The sequence below is a fragment of the Bradyrhizobium betae genome (assembly GCF_004123905.1).
Classification (GTDB): Bacteria; Pseudomonadota; Alphaproteobacteria; order Rhizobiales; family Xanthobacteraceae; genus Bradyrhizobium; species Bradyrhizobium betae_A.
The window spans coordinates 520215-544255 of record NZ_MZXW01000035.1 but is presented as its reverse complement, the minus strand read 5'-3'; the positions used below and the strand labels follow the sequence as shown (position 1 = coordinate 544255).

21 protein-coding genes are annotated in these 24041 nt (G+C 65.0%); 15 read left to right on the top strand and 6 right to left on the bottom strand.

Features of this window, described 5'->3' with window-relative positions:
* Nucleotides 1-175 precede the first annotated feature (175 nt).
* On the bottom strand, nucleotides 176-1915 hold the full coding sequence (locus B5V03_RS27745) for an ATP-binding protein (protein WP_129273527.1): 1740 nt from the start codon (nucleotides 1913-1915) through the stop codon (nucleotides 176-178).
* A 360-nt stretch (nucleotides 1916-2275) separates the two neighbouring features.
* Here B5V03_RS27745 and B5V03_RS27740 point away from each other — a divergent pair, with 360 nt between their 5' ends.
* A complete protein-coding gene (locus tag B5V03_RS27740; protein WP_129273526.1) occupies nucleotides 2276-3244 on the top strand; it encodes a catechol 2,3-dioxygenase in 969 nt (322 codons plus the stop codon).
* Nucleotide 3245: 1 nt separating this feature from the next.
* Here the strand turns inward: B5V03_RS27740 and B5V03_RS27735 are convergent, their stop codons facing one another.
* The gene (locus B5V03_RS27735) at nucleotides 3246-6755 is read right to left on the bottom strand and encodes a molybdopterin cofactor-binding domain-containing protein (RefSeq protein WP_129273525.1); all 3510 of its coding nucleotides are present in this window, start codon (nucleotides 6753-6755) and stop codon (nucleotides 3246-3248) included.
* Nucleotides 6755-7237: a (2Fe-2S)-binding protein gene (locus tag B5V03_RS27730; protein ID WP_129273613.1), complete on the bottom strand. Its 483-nt coding sequence runs from the start codon at nucleotides 7235-7237 to the stop codon at nucleotides 6755-6757. The genes B5V03_RS27735 and B5V03_RS27730 overlap by 1 nt, the downstream gene beginning before the upstream one ends.
* 250 nt (nucleotides 7238-7487) lie before the next feature.
* On the opposite strand from B5V03_RS27730, the gene B5V03_RS27725 reads away from it, so the two are divergent.
* The 9 genes from B5V03_RS27725 to B5V03_RS27685 all read left to right on the top strand — a co-directional run bounded on the left by B5V03_RS27725 (nucleotide 7488) and on the right by B5V03_RS27685 (nucleotide 16437).
* Nucleotides 7488-8945 (top strand): 6-hydroxynicotinate reductase, encoded by a 1458-nt coding sequence (locus tag B5V03_RS27725; RefSeq protein WP_164988340.1) that lies wholly within the window; start codon nucleotides 7488-7490, stop codon nucleotides 8943-8945.
* Nucleotides 8942-9838, top strand: coding sequence for a UPF0280 family protein (locus B5V03_RS27720; protein WP_129273524.1), 897 nt, complete (start codon nucleotides 8942-8944; stop codon nucleotides 9836-9838). Before B5V03_RS27725 ends, B5V03_RS27720 begins: the two co-directional genes overlap by 4 nt.
* Nucleotides 9839-9853: 15 nt before the next feature.
* A complete protein-coding gene (locus tag B5V03_RS27715; RefSeq protein WP_129273523.1) occupies nucleotides 9854-10438 on the top strand; it encodes an amino acid synthesis family protein in 585 nt (194 codons plus the stop codon).
* A 34-nt stretch (nucleotides 10439-10472) separates the two neighbouring features.
* Complete coding sequence (locus B5V03_RS27710) at nucleotides 10473-11675, top strand: ABC transporter substrate-binding protein (protein WP_129273522.1); 1203 nt, start codon at nucleotides 10473-10475, stop codon at nucleotides 11673-11675.
* A gap of 203 nt (nucleotides 11676-11878) precedes the next feature.
* On the top strand, nucleotides 11879-13768 hold the full coding sequence (locus B5V03_RS27705; protein ID WP_129273521.1) for an ABC transporter permease: 1890 nt from the start codon (nucleotides 11879-11881) through the stop codon (nucleotides 13766-13768).
* Nucleotides 13765-14556, top strand: a complete 792-nt coding sequence (locus B5V03_RS27700; protein WP_129273520.1) for an ABC transporter ATP-binding protein — start codon at nucleotides 13765-13767, stop codon at nucleotides 14554-14556. The genes B5V03_RS27705 and B5V03_RS27700 overlap by 4 nt, the downstream gene beginning before the upstream one ends.
* A complete protein-coding gene (locus B5V03_RS27695; RefSeq protein WP_129273519.1) occupies nucleotides 14553-15257 on the top strand; it encodes an ABC transporter ATP-binding protein in 705 nt (234 codons plus the stop codon). The genes B5V03_RS27700 and B5V03_RS27695 overlap by 4 nt, the downstream gene beginning before the upstream one ends.
* A gap of 25 nt (nucleotides 15258-15282) precedes the next feature.
* Complete coding sequence (locus B5V03_RS27690; protein ID WP_129273518.1) at nucleotides 15283-15738, top strand: MarR family winged helix-turn-helix transcriptional regulator; 456 nt, start codon at nucleotides 15283-15285, stop codon at nucleotides 15736-15738.
* Between the two features lie 297 nt (nucleotides 15739-16035).
* Nucleotides 16036-16437, top strand: coding sequence for a hypothetical protein (locus B5V03_RS27685; protein ID WP_129273517.1), 402 nt, complete (start codon nucleotides 16036-16038; stop codon nucleotides 16435-16437).
* Nucleotides 16438-16443: 6 nt separating this feature from the next.
* Here the strand turns inward: B5V03_RS27685 and B5V03_RS27680 are convergent, their stop codons facing one another.
* Both B5V03_RS27680 and B5V03_RS27675 read right to left on the bottom strand, forming a co-directional pair.
* The gene (locus tag B5V03_RS27680) at nucleotides 16444-17133 is read right to left on the bottom strand and encodes a hypothetical protein (protein WP_129273516.1); all 690 of its coding nucleotides are present in this window, start codon (nucleotides 17131-17133) and stop codon (nucleotides 16444-16446) included.
* A gap of 124 nt (nucleotides 17134-17257) precedes the next feature.
* Complete coding sequence (locus B5V03_RS27675) at nucleotides 17258-18454, bottom strand: amidohydrolase family protein (protein ID WP_129273515.1); 1197 nt, start codon at nucleotides 18452-18454, stop codon at nucleotides 17258-17260.
* A gap of 157 nt (nucleotides 18455-18611) precedes the next feature.
* Here B5V03_RS27675 and B5V03_RS27670 point away from each other — a divergent pair, with 157 nt between their 5' ends.
* The 4 genes from B5V03_RS27670 (at nucleotide 18612) to B5V03_RS27655 (ending at nucleotide 21495) form a co-directional block, all read left to right on the top strand.
* Entirely contained in the window at nucleotides 18612-19385 is a 774-nt protein-coding gene (locus B5V03_RS27670; RefSeq protein ID WP_129273514.1) for a ferredoxin--NADP reductase, read from the top strand.
* 105 nt (nucleotides 19386-19490) lie between these two features.
* Nucleotides 19491-19817, top strand: coding sequence for a hypothetical protein (locus B5V03_RS27665; RefSeq protein WP_129273513.1), 327 nt, complete (start codon nucleotides 19491-19493; stop codon nucleotides 19815-19817).
* Between the two features lie 91 nt (nucleotides 19818-19908).
* Nucleotides 19909-21168: a cytochrome P450 gene (locus B5V03_RS27660; protein ID WP_129273512.1), complete on the top strand. Its 1260-nt coding sequence runs from the start codon at nucleotides 19909-19911 to the stop codon at nucleotides 21166-21168.
* A 93-nt stretch (nucleotides 21169-21261) separates the two neighbouring features.
* Entirely contained in the window at nucleotides 21262-21495 is a 234-nt protein-coding gene (locus tag B5V03_RS27655) for a hypothetical protein (protein WP_164988321.1), read from the top strand.
* 6 nt (nucleotides 21496-21501) lie between these two features.
* On the opposite strand, the gene B5V03_RS27650 is transcribed toward B5V03_RS27655, so the two are convergent.
* Nucleotides 21502-22755 (bottom strand): DUF763 domain-containing protein, encoded by a 1254-nt coding sequence (locus B5V03_RS27650; protein WP_129273510.1) that lies wholly within the window; start codon nucleotides 22753-22755, stop codon nucleotides 21502-21504.
* Nucleotides 22756-22880: 125 nt separating this feature from the next.
* Here B5V03_RS27650 and B5V03_RS27645 point away from each other — a divergent pair, with 125 nt between their 5' ends.
* Complete coding sequence (locus tag B5V03_RS27645; RefSeq protein WP_129273509.1) at nucleotides 22881-24026, top strand: mechanosensitive ion channel family protein; 1146 nt, start codon at nucleotides 22881-22883, stop codon at nucleotides 24024-24026.
* Nucleotides 24027-24041: the final 15 nt, after the last annotated feature.

The following is a 24041-nucleotide window of genomic DNA, read 5'->3' as shown; positions in this document are numbered from 1 at the left end:
ATGCGGGCGGCGGGCTCAACGCGCTGCTCTCGTGCCCCGGACGCAGCGCAGCGCTTCTTCAGCGGTGCGCTGCAGAGCCGGGGCCCAGAATTTTGGAGGGCGGTGATTGTGGCGTGGGTCCCGGATCTGCGCAGCAGCGTTGCACGCTGCAGCGCGTCCGGGACACGGGACTGTGCTACCGCAGCGGCTTCTTCAGCAGCGAGAAGCGATCCGGATCGAGCCCCATCGAGGGCTGCAGCATCGGTGTCTCGGCCGGGGCGAGCGTCTTGGCCGGCGGGGCGGAGAACACCGGGTCGTTCGGCGTGTCGCGCTGCGAGGTGGCGCCGCGCCAGCGTTCGAGCACCGCGCCGACGAAATGCATGTCGTGGCCTGATGTCACCGACGGCACGCTCGAGATGGTGGCCTCGCCGCGCGGCAATTGGTGCGGCGGCACCTCCTTGAAGCGCAGGCGGGTCGGCAGTGCGACGCCTTCGCCGAAGGCCAGCACCTCGCGGGTGCCGAGCGATGGCACGAAGGAGAGCAAGTTCGCGGCCGCGTCCGACACGGCGGCGCGCAGCAGCGCCTGGTCGCGTTCGTTGGCAAGACGCATCGTGAACAGCGTGTTGCACTGGGAGATGATGGTGGCGTCGAGTTCTGCCGGGCGCTGCGTGATCAGGCCGAGATAGACGCCGTATTTACGGCCTTCCTTGGCGATGCGCGACACCGCCTTGCGGGTCGGCCCGAAGCCGACATTGCGGTCGGCGGAGGCGTAACGGTGGGCTTCCTCGCAAACGAACAGCATCGGCGACACCCCGTCGCTCCACAGGCCGAAGTCGAAGGCCATGCGGCACAGCACCGAGACGACGGAATCGATGACCTCGGCCGGAAAGCCCGCGAGCTGCATCACCGTCATCGGCTTGCCGTTGGCGGGCAGGCGGAACAGATGGCTGATCACCTCGGCCATGGTGTCGCCGCCGACATTGGCGTTGTCGAACATGAAGGCGTAGCGCGGGTCGTTGCGCACCGCTTCGATGCGCGAGATCAGCTTGTGATAGATGATGCGCGAGGAGCGGTTTTCCAGCTTGCCCATGCGCTCGTCGATCAGCGAGATCAGATCGACCAGGCGGTAGGGCACCGGCGTATCGACGGTGAAGCCGATCTGTTTTGGATCGATGCGCTTGAGGCCGAGGCGATCGGCGTTCTGGTACTGCGTGTAGATGCCCTTGGCGATCGGGATCACCTCGGCGAGGACGTCGAGCTCCTCGGGCACGCCGGCGCGGCCGCCGAACAGCACGTCGACGATTTCCTCGAAATTGAACAGCCAGAACGGCAGCTTCAGGTTCCGCGGGTTGAGCACCAGCGCGCGGTCGCCGAAGCAGCGGCCATATTCGTTGTGCACGTCGAGCAGGAAGATGCGCAGGTTCGGGCGCGCTTTCAGGATCTCGTTGAGCAGCAGCGACACGCCGGTGGATTTGCCGACGCCGGTCGATCCGAGCACCGCAAAGTGCTTGGACAGCATTTCCTCGATATCGACATAGGCGATGACCGAGCGATCCTGCTGCAGGAAGCCGACATTGATCTGGTCCGACCCGGTCGGCGCGTAGATCGTGCGCAGCTCCTGGCTGGTGATCAAGTCGACGGAATCGCCGATGGTCGGATAATTGGTGACGCCGCGCTGGAATTTGGCCTTGTCGGCGGCGTTGAGGATCTCGCCGAGCAAGTCGACTGAGGCGATCGCGATCAAATTGTCGCTGCTCGAGAGGTTCTCGCAGGACACCTCGGTGATCATGGCAACGATGACCGAGCTGGCGCAGCGGATGCTGACGAACCGGCCGACGGTGGCCCGAACTTCCGAGACCGGCATCCGGCTTTCCGCCAGAAGCCCGACCCGGGCGAGCGATCCGCGAACCGAAATCACGCGTCCAAAGGATGTCACGATGAATGAACCTGGCAAGAGCGAGGAGTTTGCCCGACTATGCGTGGACGGGGCTGCACAAACTGTTAAGCGGCAGGGGCGGGAGCTTTGTTAAATCCGCGACAATTCGGCTAATAGAGTTGTTCCTAATGCATACTTGCCGGCGAAATTGGCCGGAAAATGCTGCTTTTCCAGGCCGATGGCCCGAAAGGGGCTTAAGGAAGGTTTTACCATTCGAGCATCGGGTTCCGTCCGTTCGGAGGATCGTCGCCGGGATGCTTCTCCCGACCGTGGAGCCGGTTTGTTGACGGGACCTAATCATTTGTACATTAGTACAAATGACCCGGCCGGCCATGCGTCTGCCATGCCCAGGAGGAACCCATGCAGCCCGAACCGATCCTCGATCTGGCCCATCTCGGCCACATGGAACTGCTGACGCCGAAGCCGGACGAGAGCCTGAAATTCTTCGTCGACGTCATGGGCATGACCGTCAGCGGGCAAAAGGGCGAGTCGGTCTATTTGCGCGGCTGGGACGATTACGAGCGCTATTCGCTGAAGCTCACTGCGTCGAAGACATCGGGCATGGAGCACATGGCGCTGCGCGCGCGCAGCCAGCAGGCGCTCGAGCGCCGCGTCGCCGCGCTCAAGGGCTCCGGCTTCGACATCGGCTGGATCGACGGCGACATGGGGCAGGGGCCGACCTTCCGCTGCCGCGATCCTGACGGTCACATCGTCGAGCTCTATTACGAGACCGAATGGTACCAGGCCCCGCCGGAGCTGAAGCCCGCGCTGAAGAACCAGGCGCAGCGCTTTCCGGCGCGCGGCGTCAATGTGCGCCGGCTCGACCATCTCAATTGCCTCGCCGTCGATATCAAGGCCAACCGCGAGTTCTTCGAGAATTACCTCGGCTGCCGCCTCACCGAGCAGATCGTGCTCAATGACGGCCGGGAAGCGGCGATGTGGCTGACCATGTCGAACAAGAGCTACGATTTCGCCTATTCGCTCGATCACTCAGGCACGCCCGGCCGCTTTCACCATGTCACCTACGCGCTCGACAGCCGTGAGGAGATTCTTCGCGCCGCCGACATCTTCCTGGAGAACGGAATCCACATTGAGACTGGGCCGCACAAGCACGCGATCCAGCAAACCTTCTTCCTCTATGTCTACGAGCCCGGCGGCAACCGCGTCGAGGTCGCCAATGCCGGCGCGCGCCTCATCCTCGCGCCGGACTGGAAGCCGATCGTGTGGACTGAGGAGGAACGCAAGAAGGGCCAGGCCTGGGGCCTGAAGACGATCGAGTCCTTCCACACCCACGGCACGCCGCCGGTGGAGGCAAAGAAGCACGGCTGATTTAGTGCGCTGAGGTCCGCACGCGCGCGACCGTCTCGCGGACGCCGGTCCAGGCCGGCTTGGCCGGTGCGAACTGCTTGCGCAGGAAGCCGACGAGTTCCTCGACCTGCGCGTCGCTCATGCTGTTCCTGAACGCGGGCATGTAGCCGAGATCGCTCGACACGGGATCAGTGATGCCGTGCAGGATCACCTGCACCAGATTGTCCGATGTCGCGCTGTGCAGATTGCTGTTGAGCGCGAGCGAGGGCCGGCTGCCGAACAGCGGCAGGCCGCCGACCTCGTGGCAGACGGCACAGGCGCCCTGATAGAGCCGCGCACCGGTGGACGAGGCAACGGTGACTTGCGTTGCGCTCTCAAGCGTCGCTGCCAGCACGGGCGCATCGGCCGCTTTGTCGTTGAACGAATTGAGATAGACCGCCATCGCGCGGATGTCGGGGTCGGGCAGGGCTTTGAGATCCCTGACGATGGGCGCCATCGGGCCGGCGGCGACGCCGTGATAGCGGGAATGGCCGGTGCGCAAATAGGCAAACAGCTCGTCCTCGCTCCACGGGATCGGCGCGTGCGACAGCGAGGTCAGCGGCGGTGCCTCCCAGCCCTCGGCAAAGCCGCCGGCGAGATAAGCCTGGCGCCGCTCGGCGCCGAGCGCGTTGCGCGGCGAATGGCATGCGCTGCAATGGCCAAGGCTCTCGACCAGATAGGCGCCGCGATTCCAAACCTCGGACTTGGCGGGATCGGGCGTGAACTCTCTCGTCTGGTGAAACAGCGCGTTCCAGCCCGCCAGCAGCGGACGGAGGTTGAACGGGAAGGCGAGCGTGTTCGCGGGCGCGGTTGCGCGCACCGCGGACTGCGCCATCAGATAGGCGTAGAGCGCCTGCATGTCGGCATCATCAGTCTTTGAAAAATGCGTGTAGGGGAAGGCGGGGTAGAGCTGCCGTCCGTCGCGATGCAGCCCGTCGCGCATCGCGCGCTCGAAGGCGGGATAGGACCAGGCGCCGATGCCGGTCTCGACGTCAGGTGTGATGTTGGTCGAGAAGATCGTGCCGAACGGCGTCTCCAGCGCACGGCCGCCGGCGTTGGGCACGCCGTTGATCGTGGTGTGGCACTCCGCACAATTGCCGAGCGCGGCGAGCTGCTGGCCGCGGGCGATAGTCGCTGCGGAATAGACCGACGCATCGGGCCGGGCGATCGGCGCGATGGCACGGCCGGGCAGAAGCGTCGCACCGATGCCGATCGCGGTGGTGCAGAGGGCGGCAATCGTCGCAAAGATGCCGGCGTGTTTGGCGAACGGATTTTCCCAGACGCGCGACGGCGGCGGCGCCGGCGGGGGCAGGGCCTGCGGCGTGCCCGGTGCATCGCCGCGTAGCCCTTTCAGGATACGTTCCGGCGTGAACGGCGGCTCGCGGAAGCGCACGCCGGTGGCATCGAAGATCGCATTCGCGATCGCCGCCGCGCTCGGCACCGAGGCGGACTCGCCGACGCCGAGCGGCGGCTGATCGGAGCGCGGCAGCATCAGGACGTCGATCTTGGGCACATCGGGGAAGGGGATGATCGGATAGGCGCCCCATTCGCGCGCCGCCACCGCGCCGCGTTCGAACGAGACCTCCTCCATCAACGCGCGGCTGGTGGACTGGATGACGTTGCCGTGGATCTGATGGCGCACGCCATCCGGATTGATCATCAACCCGGAATCCTGCCCCGCGACGACGCGCGTCACGCTGACGTCGCCAGTCGCTTTGTTCACGGCGACGTCGGCAACCCAGGCCGACCATGCCGCGCCGTAGCCTGGAAACTTGCTGTGGACGTAGAGGGCATAGGCAAAGCCGCGGCCATGCACGATATCGCCGTCCTTCTCCTCACGCATCGGTCGTGGCGTCCAGCCTGCGCGTTCAGCCACCGCATTGACGAGATCGACGGCGCGCTGGTCCTTCAGGTAGCGCAAGCGATATTCGATCGGGTCGACACCGGCTTCGGTTGCGGCCTCGTCGATATAGGACTCGTGGGCAAACGTGTTCGGCAACGCCGAGACGCCGCGGAACCAGGAGGCGCGCACGATCGGCGCCATGTCATGGGCAACGACGCGCATGTGATCGTAATCGTAGGGCGGGATCGCGGTGCGGTCGCCCATCTCGAGCACCGCGGGTTCGGATGAGATGCGCCCGGTGAGCAGCAGCGCCAGCGTCGGTGCTGCGTTCGACGGATAGCGCGTGGCGAGATCGTATCCGGCGATGCCGCCTTCAGCGTCGAGACCGCCATTGACGTCGATGAGCTGCGCAGTGCCCTTGGGCTCCCAGGCGTGCTCCTGCTCCCGCGTCAACTGCACGCGCACGGGACGGCCGACCGCGCGGGACAGCAGCAGCGCGTCGGCGCTGACGTCGTCGGCGCAGTTGCGGCCGTAGCAGCCGGCGGCTTCCAGCCGGATCACCTCGACCTCGCTCTCGGGACGCTCGATCAGCAGCGCCAGATCGTTGCGCAGCACGTGCGGGTTCTGTGTGCCCGACCAGACGCGGATGTTGCCGTCCTGGAAATCGGCGACCGCACAGGACGGGCCGATCGAGGCGTGCATCTGATACGGCCAGACGTAGGTGCGCCGCATCGGCCTGGCCGCGCCTGATATCGCCGCATCGACGTCGCCCTTGTCGATCAGCGTGCGCGGCGTCGATGGATGGGCGCGCAGTGCTTTCTCGACATCGGCGAGATCGGCGAGTGTGGGCGTCGGCTTCCAGCTCACCGCGAGCTGCTCCGCCGCGCGGATCGCATTCTCCTCGCGCTCGGCGACGATACCGACGAAATCACCGATCTGCACGACGGCAACGAGGCCGGGAATGTCGCGCACCGAGGCCTCATCGACCGCGATCAGGCTGGTGCCGACGAATGGGCCGGCATCGACGCCTGCATAGGGCGGGCGCACGACTCGGCCATGCAGCATGCCGGGCAAGCGGATGTCGTGCACAAAGGTCAGCTCACCCGTGGCCTTGGCCGGAAGATCGACGCGCGGCATCGACTGGCCGACGATGGCGTAATCGCCCACCGCCTTGACGGCAACGTCGTCGGCAAGCTCAAGACGAATGGTCTCGCCGCCGATCAATTCGCCATAGCTGACGCTGCGATTATGGCCACGGATAAGCCCGTCTTCGATTGTGAGGTCAGCCGCCGGAAGCTCCAGCCGCTCGGCCGCGCGTGCGATCAGGAAGTGCCGCGCCTGGGCTGCGGCCTTGCGCAAGGGAACGGCGGTGATCTGGATGGTTTCGCTGGCGATCGTCGCGCCCTGGTTCGGCACCACGGCGGTGTCGCCGAGCACGACGACGACGCGGGCAAGGGAGACGTCGAGCTCTTCGGCGACGATCTGGCCGAGCGCGGTGCGGATGCCGGTGCCGAGATCGACATGGCCGTTATAGGCGCTTACCGAGCCGTCCGCGGTGATGCGGATGAATGTCTCGGATGTAATCTCGTCCACGGTGCGGACGACGACGAGCGAGCCCCGCTCAGCTCCGTTCGAGAGAGGGGAGGCCATCAATCACGGGCCTCGGCAAGCTGGCCCGATGCGCGCATGACCGCGCGCAGGATTTCGACATGCGCGCCGCAGCGGCAGAGATTGTAGCGCAGTGCGGCCAGCGCCTCCTGCTCTGAAGGCTGCGGGTTGATCGCGAGCAGCGCCTTGGTGGTCATGATCATGCCGTTGAGGCAGTAGCCGCATTGCGCGGCCTGCTCGTCGATGAAGGCCTGTTGCACGACGTCTGGCTTGTCGCGCGTGCCGAGGCCTTCGAGTGTCACGATGTCGCGCCCGACGCAGCCGCCGATCGGAATCACGCAGGCGCGCGCGGCTGCGCCGTCTATCAGGACAGTGCAGGTGCCGCATTCACCGAGGCCGCAACCATATTTCGGTCCGTTGAGCGCGAGGTCGTTGCGCAGCACGTAGAGCAGCGGCGTCTGCCGCTCTGCCGTGACCTCGTGGATCCTGCCGTTCACGGTGAGGCGGATCGGTGTCTGCGTCATCATCTTTGCCAAGCGCTCGATCAAGTCATCTCAAAATCTACGTCGCGACGATACCGTTTGTACACAAACGTGCAAGCCGTGCATGCCGCACTGCAACGCGACTGCCCGCTTTGTGGACAAAGCGGATAGGCAAATGAGGTTTTATGCGGCAGGCGCATCTTTTGCGCTGCACCGCCGCTTGACAGCCCAGGGGACCGCGCGCAACATCGTTCGTATACGAATGATAACCGCGGTGTCCGCTGGCTCTGGCATGGTGATGGAAACAACGAGCGCTGCCATCGACAAGATCCGCTGCGATGCCTGTCCGGTGATGTGCTACATCAAGCCGGGCGCGGCAGGCGCCTGCGACCGCTATGCCAACCATGACGGAAAGCTCGTTCGCGTCGATCCGCATGTGATCCTGGAGCGCACCGTCTCGCATGGTGGAAAGCTCGTTCCGTTCAGCCGCACCGAAGACTGGGACGGCAAGATCGTCCATGAACCCTCGACCTTCGTCACCGCGATCGGCGCGGGCACGACCTATCCCGACTACAAGCCGGCGCCCTTCATCGTGTCGTCCGAGATCGACGGCGTCGACATGGTGACCGTGGTCACCGAAGGCATCTTCTCCTATTGCGGAATCAAGGTGAAGATCGACACCGACCGCTATCTCGGCCCGGAAACCGCGACCGTTCGCGCGCAGGGCGAGGCGGTCGGCCACGTCACCACCAGCGAATATGGTTCGCAGATGCTGTCGCTCGGCGGCGTGCATCATCTGACCGGCGGCTCCAAGAAGGAGGGCCGCGTCACCTGCGACACGCTGATGGACCTCGCCAATTGCAAGGCGGTCGAGCTGACCATCGACGGCGGCGCCAGCGTCGTGGTGCAGGCTGGCCAGCCGCCGATCGTCAACGGCGTGAAAGAAGAGCGCATGCGCGTCGGCTGCGGCTCGGCGACGATCGGCATGTTCGCCAAGCAATGGCACGGCAAGGTCGACGAGGTCGTCGTGGTCGACGACCACATCACCGGCGTGCTCAGCGAGCATCAGGCCGGCAAGCTGCTCGACATCGCCGACACCGGCATCAAGATGAAGGGCCGCCGCTCGACGCCCGGCCGCTATTTCCAGGTCGCCGATCCCGGCACCGGATGGGGCGGCACCAACATCTCTGATCCGCTCGCGATCCTCGGTCCGTTCGACGCCAAGGAGGCCAGGGCCGGCCTCTCGATGCTGATGGTCTCCACGACCGGCGAGCATTCGTCCTATTACGTGCTCGACGAGGCCTTGAAGCCGGTCGAGACCGAGATGCCCGCTGACCTCAAGTTCTCGGTCGAGCGCATCCAGGAGAATTGCGAACCGGCGTTGTGCACGGTGCTGTTCATGGCCGGTGCCGGCGGCTCGCTGCGCGCGGGTGTCACCGACAATCCGGTGCGGCTGACGCGCTCGGTCAAGGACGCGCTGACGCGGGTCACCAGCGGCGGCGCGCCGGTCTATGTCTGGCCCGGCGGCGGCATCACCTACATGGTGGATGTGACGCAGATGCCCTCAGGCGCGTTCGGCTATGTGCCGACGCCGGCGCTGGTTGCGCCGATCGAGTTCACGATGAAGCTGTCCGACTACGCCGCGCTCGGCGGGCACATGGATTATGTCAAACCGCTCTCCGAGGTGCAGAGCGGCGATGATGTCCGCCAGCTACCCTGGCAGAACCCGATTCCGGGGCCGCGGGCATGACGCGGCTCCCGCAAATCGCATTGCTGTCTGATGGCCGGCGGCTGCATTTGCAGGATGGACCGATTGATTTGATCGTTGAGGCGAGGGGGCGCGCGGATGCCGTGCGCGCGGCTTACGAGGCTGCGGCGCGCCGTTTCACCGGGCTACTTGACGAGCTTTGCGCGGAACTGCCGGAATTGCGGACGTCTGCCGAGAGGCAGACTTCGCTGAGGGGCGTAGTGGCGCGGCGGATGCACGCAGCTGTCGCGCCCTATGCTCCTGATTGCTTCATCACGCCGATGGCGGCAGTTGCCGGCAGTGTGGCGGAAGAAATTCTCGGCGCGATGACCGGCGCGGCGTCGCTCGACCACGCTTACGTCAATAATGGCGGCGATATTGCCCTTCATCTCGGGCGCGGCGAGCATTTTTCGGTCGGTCTGATGGATCGGCCTGATCGTGAGGGTGTCATGCGCACCATGCGGGTCGATTCGAATGACGCTGTGCGGGGCATCGCGACCAGCGGGCGGCACGGCCGCAGCTTTTCGCTCGGCATTGCCGATGCGGTGACGGTGCTCGCCGTGACGGCATCGCAAGCCGATGCGGCAGCGACGGTCATCGCCAATGCCGTCGATCTGCCCGGGCATCCCGCCATCACAAGGCTACCCGCCAACGAGCTTCAGCCCGACAGCGATCTCGGCGCGCGTCTTGTCACCCGCGCTGTCGGTGAATTGTCGCAGAACGAGATCACCGCCGCGCTGGAATCTGGCGCGGAATGTGCACGGCAATTAATCGATCGCGGATTGATCGAGGGGGCCGTGTTGCAGCTTTGTGGTGATATGCTCGTCATCGGACCGAAAGATATTGAACGGCAACGACCGCGCCCGGCTATGTTGGAGAATGCGGTTCATGCCTGAGCAGGGAAGCGAGACATGAGCGCGATCATTCGCAAGATCGTCACCGTCGTCGAAGAGACGCAGATGGAAATGGGCCGCCAGGTCTCGCCGCCGACCCGGCGCGCCGCTGCGATCGCCGTGATCGAAAATCCCTTTGCCGGAAAGTATGTCGAGGACCTGTCGCCGCTGATCGCGATCGGCGAGGAGCTCGGCGAGCTCTTGTCGAAGCGCGCGGTGGCCGCGCTCGGCATCGATGGCGCGAGGGCGCAGAGCTATGGCAAGGCCGCGGCTGTCGGCGAGAACGGCGAGCTGGAGCATGCGGCCGCGATCCTTCACCCGAAGATGGGCGCGCCGGTGCGCAAGGTCCTGAGCAAGGGCGCGGCGCTGATCCCGTCGTCGAAGAAGCGCAGCGGTCCGGGCACGACGCTCGACATTCCGCTCGGCCACAAGGATGCGGCCTTCGTGCGCAGCCATTTCGACGGCATGGAGGTGCAGATCAACGACGCACCGCGCGCCAACGAGATCATGGTCGCGGTCGCCGTCACCGATAGCGGCCGTCCGCTGCCGCGCGTCGGCGGGCTGACGGTCGCCGAGATCAAGGGCGAAGACGGTTTGAAATAGAAGACGTAGAGAGAGTTCAAAACTGGAGGTTGGGATGCGAGCAAAGAATTACTTCGTCGGCGCGGCCTTCGCGCTTCTGGCGGGCGGCATGGCTCATTCGGCCGTGGCGCAGGAGATCAAGATCGGCGAGATCAACAGCTATTCGCTGCTGCCGGCGTTCACAGAACCCTATCGCAAGGGCTGGCAGCTCGCGGTCGAAGAGATCAACGCATCAGGCGGCATCAACGGCAAGAAGCTCGTCGTCGTCTCCAAGGACGATGGCGGCAAGCCGGCGGATGCGCAGACCGCGGCCAATGAGCTCGTCTCCAGCGAAGGCGTCGCGATGCTGACGGGCACGTTCCTGTCGAACATCGGTCTCGCGGTCAGTGACTTCGCCAACCAGAAGAAAGTGTTCTTCCTCGCGGCCGAACCGCTGACGGACGCCGTGACCTGGGCAAAGGGCAACAAGTACACCTTCCGCCTGCGTCCCTCCAACTACATGCAGGCTGCGATGCTGGTGGAAGCCGCCAGCAAGTTGCCCGCAAAACGCTGGGCGACGATCGCGCCGAACTATGAATATGGCCAGTCGGCAGTCGCCGTGTTCAAGAAGCTGATGTCGGAGAAGCGCCCGGACATCCAGTGGGTCGACGAGCAATGGCCGCCGCAGGGCAAGATCGACGCGGGTCCGGTGGTGCAGGCGGTTGCGGCGGCCAATCCCGAGGCGATCCTCAACGTCACCTTCGGTCCCGACCTCGTCAAGCTCGTGCGTGAAGGCAACACCCGCGGCGTGTTCAAGGGACGCGAGGTCGTGTCCTTCCTGACCGGCGAGCCCGAATATCTCGACCCGCTCAAGGACGAGACGCCCGAGGGCTGGATCGTCACCGGTTATCCCTGGTACTCGATCAAGACGCCCGAGCATGACGCGTTCCTGAAGGCCTATCAGGCCAAGTACAACGACTATCCGCGCCTCGGCTCGATCGTCGGTTACCAGACCATCAAGGCGGCCGCGGCCATCCTGGCGAAGGCCGGCTCGACCGATACCGACAAGATGATCGCAGCGGCCGAAGGCCTCTCGATGCCGTCGCCATTCGGCGAGATCACCTTCCGCAAGATCGACCATCAGTCGACGCTCGGTGCCTATGTCGGCAAGACCGCGCAGAAGGACGGCAAGGGCGTGATGGTGGATGCCACCTACAAGAAGGGCGCGGACTATCTGCCCAGCGACGCCGAAGTCGAGAAGTTGCGCCCGAAGGATTGATCTCTCTTTCCTTCTCCCTCTCCCCACCCTTCGCGGGGAGAGGGTAGGGGTGAGGGGGAGCCTCCGCGAGGGAGGTGAGAGACGACTCGCGGAGGCTCCCCCTCACCCGAATTGCACCGGACGATGCTTCGCATCGCCGGGCACAATTCGACCTCTCCCCGCAAGCGGGGCGAGGTGACTCAAACACCTGACCCGGACCGCCGATGGCCTTTTATGTCGTACAGTTTCTCACCGGTCTCGCTAGCGCAGCGTCGCTGTTTCTGGTGGCCTCGGGCCTGTCGATCATCTTCGGCGTGACGCGGATCGTGAATTTCGCGCATGGCGCCTTCTACATGATCGGCGCCTACATCGCCTTCACGCTGACGGAGCGTTTCTCCGGTGCGTTCGGCTTCTGGGGCGGCGTCGTTGTCGCAGCCCTTGCCGTGGCGCTGATCGGCGTGCTGGTCGAGATGGTGCTGCTCCGGCGCATCTATCACGCGCCCGAACTGTTCCAGCTGCTCGGCACCTTCGGCCTGACTCTGATGGTCGAGGATCTCGTGGTGCTGATCTGGGGGCCTGACGATCTCGTCGGCCGCCGCGCGCCGGGCTTCAAGGGGGCGGTCGACTTCTTCGGCCAGAACATTCCGAGCTATGATCTGTTCCTGATCGTGCTCGGGCCGGTCGTACTCGGCATTCTCTGGCTGCTATTCCAGCGCACGCGCTGGGGCGTGCTGGTGCGCGCGGCGACGCAGGATCGCGACATGGTCGCAGCGCTCGGCGTCAATCAAAAATGGCTGTTCACGAGCGTGTTCGCGGTCGGCGTCTTCCTTGCGGCCCTCGGCGGCGCGCTCCAGATCCCGCGCGATGCCGTGCATCATGCCATGGATCTGCGCATCATCGTCGAGGTCTTCGTCGTGGTGGTGATCGGCGGCCTCGGCAGCATTATCGGCGCGTTCGTCGCGGCCGTGCTGGTCTCCGAGCTCAACGCGTTCGGCATTCTCATCTTTCCGAAAATCTCGATTATCCTGGTCTTCCTGGTGATGGCGGCGGTGCTGATCGTGCGGCCCTGGGGCCTGTTCGGCAAGCCGGAAGCGGCCGCGCGCAAGACGCCTGGCCTGACCGTCAATCCCTGGCGGCCGTTGACGTCGAATGAGCGGCTGGCCTCGCTGGCGGCGTTGGTCATCGCGGCGATGCTGCCGCTGTTCGCCGGCAATTACGCGCTGACCGTCGGCTCTGAGATCGCGATCTTCGTGATCTTCGCCGTCAGCCTGCACTTCCTGATGTCGGTCGGCGGGCTCGCGTCCTTCGGCCACGCCGCGTATTTCGGTCTCGGCGCCTACGGCGTCGCGTTCCTCGCCAAGATGGCGGGTCTGCCGATGATCGTGTGCCTCCTGCTCGGACCGCTGCTCGGCTGCATGGGCGCCGCGGTGTTCGGCTTCTTCGCCGTGCAGCTCTCCGGCGTCTACTTTGCGATGCTGACGCTCGCCTTCGCGCAGATCGTCTGGTCGATCGCGTTCCAATGGGTGAGCGTAACGGGCGGTGACAATGGCATTTTGAGCATCTGGCCGGAAAAATGGGCGGCGAGCCCGTCGCACTTCTATTGGCTGGCGCTCGGCGTCGCCGCGCTCGTGACCGTCGCGCTGCGGATCATGGTGTTCTCGCCGTTCGGCTATGCGTTGCGGGCGACGCGCGACTCGGTGCTGCGCAGCGAGGCCGTCGGCATCAATGCCAAGCGCATCCAGTGGACCGCCTTCGTGATCGCGGGCACCACCGCCGGCATCGGCGGCGCCCTGTTCGCCTACCTCAAGGGCAGCGTCTTCCCGGATAATCTCGGCATCTCGCTGTCGGTCGATGCGCTGGTCATGGTACTGCTCGGCGGCGTGGAGACCGTCTCGGGCGGGGTGATCGGCGCGATCGTCTACAAAGCCCTCAACATCTGGCTGGTCAGCCAGACCGATCTGTCGAAGCTGGTGCTCGGCGGCTTCATCGTTCTGATCGTCGTTGTCTTCCCCAAGGGCATCGTCGGCATGCTGGAGATGCTGGCGCAGCGCCGCCGGAAGTCATCGCCGCCGGGATCGCCTCTCATTGCCAAGCCGATCGAGTCCGCCGAATGAGCGTCGCGCCCCCACTTCTCGCGGTCGAAGGCCTGACCAAATCCTATGGCGGCATCCATGCCGTGCGCGGCGTCTCGTTCTCGCTGCGATCAGGCGAAATTCTGGCGCTGATCGGCCCGAACGGCGCCGGCAAGAGCACGTGCTTCGACATGCTCAACGGCCAGAACAAGCCGGATACCGGCCACGTCCGCCTGCTCGGCGAGGAGACCACCGGCAAGAAACCGCGCGAGATCTGGCGCATGGGCGTGGGCCGGACCTTCCAGATCACCGCGACCTTCGCGACCATGACGGTGCGCGAGAACGTGCAGGTCGCGCTGATCTCTCACGGGAAGCAGTTGTTCAATCTCTTCGGCTCGGCCCCAAACTTCGACCGCGGGGAGGCTGGGCGTCTGCTCGAACTCGTCGGCATGGGTGGCTACGCCGATCGTCCCTGCGGTGAGCTTGCCTATGGCGACCTCAAGCGGCTCGAGCTTGCAGTCGCGCTCGCCAACCAGCCAAGACTGCTGTTGATGGACGAGCCGACCGCCGGCATGGCGCCGCGGGAGCGCGTCGATTTGATGCGGCTCACCGCGCAGATCGCGCGGGAAAAATCGATTGGCGTGCTCTTCACCGAGCACGACATGGACGTGGTGTTCGAGCATGCCGACCGCATCATCGTGCTTAACCGCGGCTCGCTGATTGCCGAGGGCTCGCCGGCCGAGGTGCGGAGCAATCCGCAAGTGCAGGCGGTCTATCTCGGCGAGGGCTTGCTCTACGATGGCGAGCATCGCGAGGGGGCCTCGACATGAAGCTCACGGTGCAGGACCTCAACAGCCATTACGGCCCGGCCCATATCCTGTTCGACATCGGCTTCGAGGTGGGCGAGGGCGAAGTGGTGGCGCTGCTGGGCCGCAACGGCGCCGGCAAGTCGACAACCTTCCGCTCGATTGTCGGCCTCGTCGCGCAGCGAACCGGCCGTATCATGTTCGAGGGCAAGGATGTCTTGGCCCGTCCGACGCACGAGATCGTGCGCGACGGGCTTGGCTACGTGCCCGAGGAACGGCGTATCTTCACTGATTTGACGGTGGAGGAGAATCTCGAGGTCGGCCGCCAGCCGAAGCGCCCGAACGCGCCATACTGGACCCGCGAAAAACTGTTCGCGCTGTTTCCAAATCTGGGCGAGATGAAAAACCGCCCGGGCGGCCGCATGAGCGGCGGCGAGCAGCAGATGCTGACGATCGCACGCACGCTGATGGGCAATCCGTCGCTGGTGCTGCTCGACGAGCCCTCGGAAGGCCTGTCGCCGAAAATCGTGGAGCAGATGGTCGAAGCCATCCTGACCATGAAGAAGGAGGGCGTCAGCATCGTCGTCTCCGAGCAGAATCTGCACTTTGCGCGGTTGATCTCCGATCGCGCCTATATCATCGAGCGCGGCCGCATCTGCTTCGGCGGCACCATGGCCGAGCTCGATTCGCGTCCGGACATCCGCGACGCGCATCTGTCGTTGTGACGACAAAGGGAAGGGCGGCGAGCGGATGGCGAGAAGCGTTGCGGCGAAGAAGAGCGTCAAACCGGCAAAACCGCCTTACGTGCTCGACGAGCAAGTCGGCTTCATCCTGCGCCAGGTCTGGCAGCGCCACAGCTCGATCTTCTCCCGCGACATCGGGACCAACATCACGCCGACCCAGTGGGCGGCCTTGTCAAAGCTCGCCGAGACAGGGGCGTGCTCGCAGAACCAGCTCGGGCGTCTCACGGCCATGGATGTCGCGACCATCAAGGGCGTGATCGACCGCCTCACGGCGCGCGGCCTGACCGAGACCAGCCAGGATCCCGAGGACGGACGGCGGCTGCTGGTGAGCCTGACGCGCGCGGGTCAGCAGCTTGCGGAGAAGGTCGCGCCGAACGCGCTCGCCATCACCCGCGAGACGCTGGCGCCGCTCGACCCCAAGGAGCGCGAGATGCTGATGGCGCTGTTGAACAAGCTGCGGTGAGGAAGGTGCCGTAGGGTGGGCAGGATTTCGCTTTCCGCTCGCATTGGCTATTGTCCGACCGTCACCCTGAGGCGGCCGCTTCTTCAGCGGCCCTCGAAGGGCGACGGCCCAGCCGCATCGTGGCCGTTCATCCTTCGAGGCTCCCCATGGGACGCGTTGCGTCCCATGCCTCGCACCTCAGGATGACGGGCAACGCAAAGCAAAGCAGTGATGAGCACACTTTCGCTTTGCTCTCCTTGAACAAGCTGCGGTGAGGCGCGACTAATCTCGATGAGGATGTTATCGAGGTCTAGCGGCATGAGAGCGGCGACGCGATTTGCGATGGTTCTGGGTCTCGGTGCCGCGCTGGCGGGCGAGTGCGCTCCCGCCTTTGCTGCGCAGCCTTACGAAGGCTTCTGGGCGTCGACTAAAAAGGATTGCCGCGATCAGGACAGCGCCAACCGCATGAGCATCGAAGGCGGCAATCGCTTGTACTGGTACGAGACGCACTGTCGCGCCAGTGAGATCACTGCCGACGGGAAACTCGGCTGGAAGATGCGGCTTGCCTGCGAAGGCGAGGGCGAGAAGTTTCGCTCCAACCCCCGGGTGTCCATCGCGGCGGATGGCAAGCTCGTGATGGACAACGGCCCGGTCGGACGCGACAAGCGCCAGACCTATGTGCGCTGTGAGATACCCAAGGAAGCACCCAAGTCGCGTTGATCCGCTTCAAGTCTTTCCCGGCCATTTCGCCCGGTAGCGGATCTCGCTGCCATCGCCGAGCCGCCGCCATGTTCCTAACTCCGGCGTATGCGGTGCCCGGGCCGTCAGATCGATCGGATAGATCCGGCTCGGCTGGCCCTGGATGGTGACGGCCAGCTGGCGGTGCGAGGTGCGAAATGCCAGCTCGACCTCGCCTGCGATGACGGGCTGGTCGCCGTCGCGATAGAAGGCGGCGGGGGTGACTTCGCCCGGCATGGTGTTGAGGTCGGTCTGCAATTCGATGGTGATGCCCTGCGCTGATGTCGGCACGGCTACGCCGGCCGGAAAGCGAACCTCGAATACGAGCAGGGGATTGGCGCCGTTCCGGTTGAGCCAGGGCGTGGCCGTCATGTACGCGACGCCGATGTAAGTGGCGGCGGCGGCAACGCAGAGCAGGGCGACGATGCCGAGCGACTTCAGGCTGTTGCGTGTGACGCCGCCGTTGCTTGCATCCTTGCCTGAACGCGTCACCAGCCAGCTGGCAAAGACCACGCCGGCGATCGCGCCGATGGGGCAGTAGACGAACAGTGCCAGCAGACCCGATGTGATCGGGTCCGCGCGGTTGCCGAAGTCGAGCAGGGAGAACAGCGCAAACATCGCGATATAGCCCGCCACCGCGCCGGCAACGCCGGCGGCAATCCGCGACGAATTCTTCATGTCTCCCTCGATGGTCCAGCAATGAACTGCCGCCACCAAGGGCTGCCTGCGTTAGACGCAGCAGGCAGGAGACTTGTTCAACGCGTTCGAGGGTAACGCGAAGCGCCGAGCCGCTCCGGCTGCGTCACTTCGCCACCACCTCCGGCACCTTGCCGGCCGGCGGGGTGTTGCGGCTGCGTTGCGTCCGCACGATGCCGTCGATGATGGTCATGCCGATGCCGGGGAGGTCGCCGAGCTGCACGCTCTCTAAAATGGTCTTGCCGGGGGAGTGCTGCGCCTTGTCCATGATGACGAAATCGGCGGAGCGGCCCACTTCAATGAGGCCGCAGTCGAGCTGCCGCATCCGCGCGGTGTTGCCGGTGGCGAGACAAAACGCGAGCTCGGCGGGCAAGTCACCGAGCGCGGACAGCATCGAGACCATGCGCAAGATGCCGAGCGGCTGCACGCCGGAGCCGGCCGGCGCATCGGTGCCGAGGATGACGCGATGCAGGTCGCCCATCTCGCGCGCGATGCGAAGTGTGAACAGGGCCGAGCGCTCATTGCCGTTGTGCACGATCTCAAGGCCACGCCTGCAGCCCTCGCAGATGCAGCGGATCTGGTCGTCGGGGAGGGCAGTGTGGCCGCCATTGATGTGGCCGATCACGTCGGTGTCGGCTTCCAGCACCACGTCCTTGTCGATCAGGCCGGAGCCGGGGATCGAGGGGCCGCCGGTGTGGATCGTGCTCTGGATGCCGTATTTGCGCGCCCAGCCGACCATTTTTCGCGCGGTGGGTCCATCCTTGACGCCGCCGAGGCCGACCTCGCCGAGCAGCTTGACGCCGGCGGCGGCCAATTCCTTGAAGTCTTCTTCGACCATCTCGCATTCGATCACCGGCGCACCGGCGTGAACCTTCACGCCGCCTGGCCGCAGATTCCAGAATGCGCGCTGGGCGAAGATCGCCATGGCTTTCAGTCCGACGACGTCGCGGGGGCGGCCGGGCATGTGAACTTCGCCTGCGGAGATCATCGTGGTGACGCCGCCATGAAGGTTGCTGTCGATCCAGCCGATCTGGTTCTGCCGGGGCGTCCAGTCGCCCGCAACGGGGTGGACATGGCTGTCGATCAGCCCGGGCGCGACCGTGGTGCCGTTGGCCTCGACGATGGTGGTCGCGCCTTCGGTGTTGAGGTCCTTGAAGCGGCCGATCGCGGTGATCTTGCCGTTCTCGGCGACGATGGTGTCGCCATCCAGGATCGGCTTTTCCAGCGCTCCCGACAGGATCAGGCCGATATTCCGGATCACGAGCTTCGAGGGTCCGGTGGCCTGGGGTGCGTCATGCGCCATGGAAGGGGTCCTTATCCTGAACTGCAACGCTTGCGATCTTGAGCAGCCTTGACCCCGGGAGCAAGCGGGATTATTCATTAGTACACGAATGATCGTGTACAAACGACGCATAGCTGCCCGCCTCGAAAACCGCATTGACGCGACACGGATAGGTGAGATGAGCAATTTCAATCAGGAAAGCGTTTTGAGCGTCCACCACTGGACCGACACGCTGTTCTCCTTCAAGACCACCCGCAGCCCGACCTTCCGTTTCCGCAACGGCGAATTCACCATGATCGGGCTCAAGGTCGGCGAGAAGCCGCTGCTGCGGGCCTACAGCGTCGCCAGCGCCAATTACGAGGACACCCTCGAATTCTTCTCGATCAAGGTGCCCGACGGTCCGCTGACCTCGCGGCTCCAGCATCTGAAGCAAGGCGACGAGATCATCGTCAGCCGCAAGGCCACCGGCACGCTGGTGATCGACAATCTGGAGGAGGGCCGCAACCTCTACCTCATCGGCACCGGCACCGGCCTCGCGCCGTTCCTGAGCGTGATCAAGGACCCCGAGACCTACGAGCGCTTCGAAAAGGTCGTGCTGCTGCACGGCTGCCGGCATGTGAAGGAGCTCGCCTATGGCGAGATGATCACCGAGCATTTGCCCAAGGACGAACTGCTCGGCGAGTACATCAGCAACCAGCTGATCTACTACCCGACCGTGACCCGCGATCCCTTCCGCAACCGCGGCCGCATCACTGACCTCATCACCTCGGGCAAATTGTTTTCCGATATCGGCCTGCCGGGGCTGGAAGCCGCCCATGACCGCGTCATGATCTGCGGCAGCCCGGCGCTGGTGGCGGATACCCGCGTGCTCCTCGGCGAGCGCGGCTTTGTCGAAGGCAACCACGGCGAGCCGGCCCAGTTCGTGGTCGAAAAGGCTTTTGCCGAGCGCTAAGTCCACAAGCCGAGCGGGAGAAGCCGTATTTTCGCCCTCGGGCGGGCGTTGCGGCGCCGATTCGGCGCGCGATACACTGTGGGAGCGAATCACCGGAGTTCCCACATGGTTGCGGACAGCGACAGCAACATCGCCTGGCACCGGGTTCAGTTGAAGAAGAACCGCGCCGAGTTGAAGGCGCTCGAGACCGCGCGCTTCACAATGGGCGAGATCGCGTCCTCGAAGCGCGACGGCCAGACCCAGAAATCGGTCGCGGAACTCAAGCGCAAGATCGCGCAGTCCGAGCGCGCCATCGCCGATCACGACAAGCGCACGCGCCGCCCGCTCGGCACCGACGTGCAAAGCCTCAGCAATGGCAGCTGGAGCCATTGGGACTCCTATACCAACCAGCAGCAGCGCAAGACCGGTCCGCGCTCGCCGGGGCGGGGTTAGTTCCGCTGCGCGAAGGACGAGCTCCGGCCCCTTGAGCCTGTGACGTCGCTCACCATCTCGTTGAGGCACCCCTAACCACTCCGGTGATCCCATGGCACCGCGCCTCGATTTCACCAGCGAGGCCTTCTTCCGCGATCCGCCCAAGGCGATCGCGGCGCTGCGCGCCTACGGCCCCGTAGTTGCGACGCGATTTCCGCTTGTTGGCGACGTCTGGATCACCACCACGCACGATGCGACCGCGCAGGTGCTGAAAGACAGCACGATCTTCACGCTGCGCAAGGAAGATGGCGACGTCGCGGGCCTGCGCTGGTGGATGCCGGGGCTTGTCAGGACCATCGCCAACAACATGCTGACGATGGACGAGCCCGACCACACAAGGCTGCGCAGCATCGTGGACGAGGCTTTTCGCCGCCGCGCCATCGTCGCTATGGAGCCGCGCATCCGCGCCATCGCGGACGGTCTCGCCGATGAGCTGTTCGCCAAAGGAAGCCCGGCCGATCTCGTCCAGCGCTACGCACGCATCCTGCCGCTCTCGGTGATCTCCGAGCTGCTCGGCCTGCCGCAGGCCGACCGCCCGCGATTCATCGCCTGGGCCAATGCGATGTCTTCGTTGACGGGCATCGTCAGCTTCTTTCGCCTGCTGTTCGCGTTTCGCAAGATGCGGGGCTACCTGGAAGAGCAGTTGCGGCTCGCACGCGTGCAGGGCGGCGAGGGCCTGATCGCCGAACTTGTCCAGGTCGAGCGCGAGGGCGGCCAGATCACGCCGGACGAAATGGTGTCGATGGTGTTCCTGCTGCTCGCAGCGGGCTCAGAGACCACCACGCATCTCATCAGCGGTTCGATTTACGAGCTGCTCAGGAATCCGGGTCTGCGCGACTGGCTGGAACAGGACTGGGGCCGCGCCGGGCTCGCGGTCGAGGAGTTCTTGCGCTTCGTCTCGCCGGTGCAATTCTCAAAACCGCGCTATGTGCGGCGGGAAGTCGAGCTCGGTGGCGTGCGCCTGAGGAAGGGCGATCGCGTCATGGTCATGCTCGCTGCCGCGAACATGGATCCGGCGGTGCACGAGCAGCCGGAGCGGCTCGATCTCGAACGCAAGCCCAACCGCCACATCTCCTTCGGCACGGGAATCCATTTCTGCCTCGGTCATCAGCTCGCGCGGATCGAAGGTGCGTGCGCGCTCCAGGCGTTGTTCGCGCGCTGGCCACGGCTCGGTCTCGCTGTCGATCCGTCGCAGGTTCATTGGCGCAAGCGGCCGGGGCTCCGCGCGATCGCAAAGCTGCCCGTTGTGGCCGACGCCGGTGAGCGGCGTCAGCCAAGTGCGGCGGATGTGCAGCAGCGGCTCGCAAGCTGAGGGAACCACGATCGTCGTTCCCCGAGGAAACCGCGAAACAAACCCGGCAGTGCAGGCGTTGGCGAGATGCGGACAACAATGATGGAGTCATCCATGCCCCACGGAGGCAAGACGCATATCGGCTCAGGTGCGCACGGCAAGGGCGCAGGCAACGGAGCGCTGACTGACATTCCCAAGGACAAGATTGGCGACAACATGATCCTGTCGAACCGCGACAAGGCGCAGCATTCCGACATTCGCGGCATGGACAGCAAGTTCATCCAGACCGAACAATATCAGGACCATTCGGCCAACCGGCTCACCGACGACGATGACGCCGACGACTAGGCGCGCTCAGGTGCCGGTCGACTTCTTCGCGGCGACGAGATCGCGCTCCCAGCCGAATACGGAGCGGCCGTCGAGGTCGGGCGAGGCCGCGCGCTCGCCGGCGATGTAGGCCTCGACTGACGGCCCTCGTGCGGTACGCTCGAGCCGGCGCGCCTGATCGTCGAGCCGCTTGACTGCCTGCATCTCTTCCTCGCGCCCGAGCTTGGCGTTCTGGATCGCACTCTTCAGCACGCGAATGGTCTCGTCATAGACCTTGATCGGGACGGGGTAGGGATGCCGGTCCTTGCCGCCATGGGCGAGCGAGAAGCGCGCGGGGTCGTTGAAGCGGTAGGGCGCGCCGTGCACGACCTCGGCGACCATCGCCAGCGAACGCACGGTGCGCGCGCCGACGCCGGGCGTCAGCAGCAGTTCCGGGAAGTCGACGGGGCCACGCTCGGCGGCGGCGGCCAGCGTGCCGTGCAGGCGCCGCGCGAACACGTCCTTTGGTCGCACGTCGTGATGATCAGGCATGATCAGATGCGGCAGCATCGCCTGCGCCGGCTCGGGCGCAGTGCCGGTCAGGCGCTCGAATTCGGTGAGGATGCGATCGGGGCCGAGATCGCTCAGAAGCTCGAGCTGCGCAGAGCGCGAGAGATCGGCGCGATGGTCGGTGAGATTGACGATCTCGCCCTGCTGCGGGCCGTCGATCGCGCTGTGCGGCGTATCGACAAAGCTCTTCAGCGACTCGGAATGCCAGTGATAGCGGCGGGCCTGCCGCTTGTCGCCGTTCATGCCCTGCTGCACGACGGTCCATTTGGCGTCCGCAGTGACGAAGAAGCCGTGCAGGTAGAGATCAAAACCGTCCTGGACGGCCGCGCTGTCGACCTTGGCCACCAGCCGGCTCGCGCGCGTGAGGCTGACGCTATCGAAGCCGACGCGGTCGCCGAGCTGCATCAATTCGTCCGGCGTCTTGCGCGAGTGCTGGCCACGGCCGCCGCAGACATAGATGCCGAGCTCATCCTGGAGCGGGCCGAGCCCGCGCTTCAGCGCACCGATCACGGAGGTGGTGATGCCGGAGGAGTGCCAATCCATTCCCATCACGGCGCCGAACGATTGGAACCAGAACGGATGCGACAGCCGCTGGAGGAACGCATCGCGGCCGTAATGATGCACGATCGCCTGTGTGACAATTGCGCCCAGAGACGCCATGCGGCTCGCGAGCCACGGTGGAACCCGCCCGGTGTGGAGAGGAAGATCGGCGCTGCCGGTACGTCTGGTCATGAATGCCCAATATTAGCGCAGTTCGGCGACGGTTGCACCTGCGGAATGCTGCACTGCACGGAGCGGGGGAGCGAAGCCCGGCGGAATGCGTTGGCGAGAGGCAAATGCAATTCCGGGGGACATGAATGAACAGGCAGGCGCTCATGGCCGACATCGAGAAGATGTTCGGGTGGATACCGTCATGGTTCATCGGCCTCGGCCTCGTTGCCGGGGCGATGTTGCTTGCGCTGTCACTTTATCGGCTTGCCGTCTGGCTGCTCAATCGCACCTTCGGAACCCGGCTGCCGCTCTTGAGCGTGTTCATCGAGCGCACCTCGGGCCCGGCGCAGCTGGCGCTGTGTCTGGCCGCCGTTGCGCTGGTGCTGCCGCTCGCGCCGCTTGACAGTGCGTTCCGCACCCCCCTGACGAGCCTGTTCGTCGTCGCCTTCATCGCGCTGATCGGCTGGATCTCGATCCGGGTCGTCGACATGAGCGCGGCGCGCTATCTCCAGAATTTTCGCGACGTCACGGAGAATTTCGTCGCGCGCAAGCATGTCACGCAGGTGCGCGTGTTCAAGCGCGTCACCGACACCATCATCGTCATCATCACGGTCTCGACAGCCTTGATGACGTTCGACTCCGTCAGGCAATACGGCGTCAGCCTGTTCGCCTCAGCCGGTGCCGCTGGTATCATCGTTGGTCTTGCCGCGCGGCCGCTGCTGAGCAATCTGATCGCCGGCGTGCAGATCGCGATCACCCAGCCGATCCGGATCGAGGATGCCGTGATCATCGAGAACGAGTGGGGCTGGGTCGAGGATATCGCCTCGACCTATGTCGTGATCCGGCTGTGGGACTGGCGGCGTATGGTGGTGCCGCTGTCCTACTTCATCGAAAAGCCGTTCCAGAACTGGACGCGCGACACCGCGTCCCTGATCGGCGTGATCGCACTCCATGTCGACTACCGCGCTGACGTGCCGCGCATCCGCCGCTGGCTGGAGGGCGCGGTGAGGGAGGCCGAGCTCTGGGATGGCGCGGTGGTCAACCTTCAGGTGATCGACGCGGATTCGCGCACCATCGAGCTGCGCGCGCTGGTCAGCGCGCGGAATGCGCCGCAATCCTGGGACCTGCGCTGCGAGATGCGGGAGAAGCTGATTGCTTTCATCCGCGACGAGATGCCGGAAGCCCTGCCGCGCGAGCGCGCCATCCTGATTCCGCAGGGAGGCAGCGACGACGCCGAGTTCCTTCAGCGAGCCACTGCGCCGGAGAAGATGCGGGCGGGCGCCCACAACTGACCGGCGCGAGGCTTC